General features: G+C 68.1%; 1 protein-coding gene. It reads right to left on the bottom strand.

Translation table 11 applies throughout. The features are described from left to right. A partial coding sequence (locus tag ACLFKU_RS43245; protein ID WP_410853330.1) for a condensation domain-containing protein occupies positions 1 to 1,728 on the bottom strand: 1,728 nt, incomplete at both ends.

Here is a 1,728-nt window from a genome sequence, read left to right as displayed (position 1 = left end):
ACAGACCACCGCCACCGCCTCCGGCGCCTTGGCGACCTGCGCCTCGAACAGTTCGTGGATGCACTTCTCCGACGGATACGCCGCCGCCGTCCGGTTCAGCTCCTCCAGCAGGTACGCCCGCTCAGCGGCCGGCAGCAGCCCAATCCGCCCGACCGCTTGCCGCGCATCGGCAACCATCGCCCGCAGCAGCGCCAGCAGATAGCCTCGCTGCCGCTCGATGGTCGCCTGATCGAACAGCGCCGTGGCATAGCCCAGCGTTCCGGCGATCGCCTCGCCGTGCTCGCCAAGGTTCAGTTCCAGATCGAACTTGACCTGATCGAAGCCGTCTGCCGCCGCCTCCACACTCAGCCCGGGAAGGTCGAACGCCGGGGCGGCGTTGTTCTGCCAGGCCAGCATCACCTGGAACACCGGCGTGTGATCAAGACGCCGGGGTGGCTGCACGATCTCCACCACCTGCTCGAACGGCAGGTCCTGATGCTCCTGCGCCGCCAAGGCCGTGCGCCGCGTCCGCTCCAACAGCTCCGCCACGCTCGGCTCGCCCGACAGGTCGAGGCGAAGTGCCAGGGTGTTCACGAAGAAGCCAATCAGCTCTTCGATCTCACGGCGGCCGCGATTGGCAGTCGGCACCCCGATCACAATGTCGTCCTGCCCCGACAGACGCGACAGCACCGCCGCCCAGGCCGCCAAAACCGTCATAAACAAGGTCGTGCCATGCTGCCGGCTCAGCCGCCTCAAGCCCCGCGTCAGATCTGCATCGATCACGACAGGCACACTGGCTCCGGCAAAGGACTGTTGCGCCGGCCGCGGCCGGTCCGTTGGCAACGCCAGGCGCGCCGGCGCGCCAGACAGGGTGTTGCGCCAATACTGCGCCTGGTTCGAGAGCCGTTCGCCCGAGAGCCAGCGCCGCTGCCAGGCGGCATAGTCCGGATACTGGATCGCAAGCGGCGGCAGCGGATCGTCTTGTCCAGCCTCAAACGCCCGGTACAGCTGACTGAGCTCACGCCCCAGCACGCCCAGCGACCAGCCATCCGAGACAATGTGATGCTGGGTCAGCAGGAAGACGTGCTCCTCGTCCGACAGCCGGATCAGCCGGCCCCGGATCAGCGGGCCGCGCGCCAGAGCGAACGGCGTGCGCGCCTCTTCCTGGCACAGATCCAGAAGCGCCTCGTCTGCATCCGGCATACCCTGCAGATCGTGCTCTATGACCGGCAGCCCCGCATCCGGCGGCAGAACCTCAACCCGGGGCTTGCCCTGCGAGGCGACAAAGATGCTGCGCAGCGCCTCATGACGCGCCAGCACACGGTCAAGGCTGCGCTGCCAGGCGCTGCGGTCGAGCACACCGCGCAGCCGCCACGCCAGCGGCATGTGATAGGTCGTGCTGGTCTCATCCAGCTGCGCCAAAAACCACAGCCGCTGCTGCGCAAACGACAGCACCAGGGGCGCTTCGCGCGCCCCGCCGACCATCGCCGGCAGGTGTTGCGGACCGGTGCGGCTCAACTCCTCCACGATGCTCGCCGCCAGATCGGCCAGCACCGGTTTGGCAAACAACGTCCTCAGCGGCAGCTCTACACCCAGCGCCTGCGACAGCCGGCTCAACAGCCGCACCGCCAGCAGCGAGTGGCCGCCCAGTTCGAAGAAGTGGTCGTGCCGCCCGACCCGCTCCAGCCCCAGAAGCTCCGCCCAGAGCCTTGCCAGCGCGGTCTCGATCTCGCCTTGCGGCGGCTCGTA

The organism is Paraburkholderia sp. EG304, from assembly GCF_046543485.1.
Lineage (GTDB): Bacteria > Pseudomonadota > Gammaproteobacteria > Burkholderiales > Burkholderiaceae > Paraburkholderia > Paraburkholderia youngii.
Note: the sequence above shows the minus strand (reverse complement) of the source record. Positions and strands in the feature narration are given on the sequence as shown.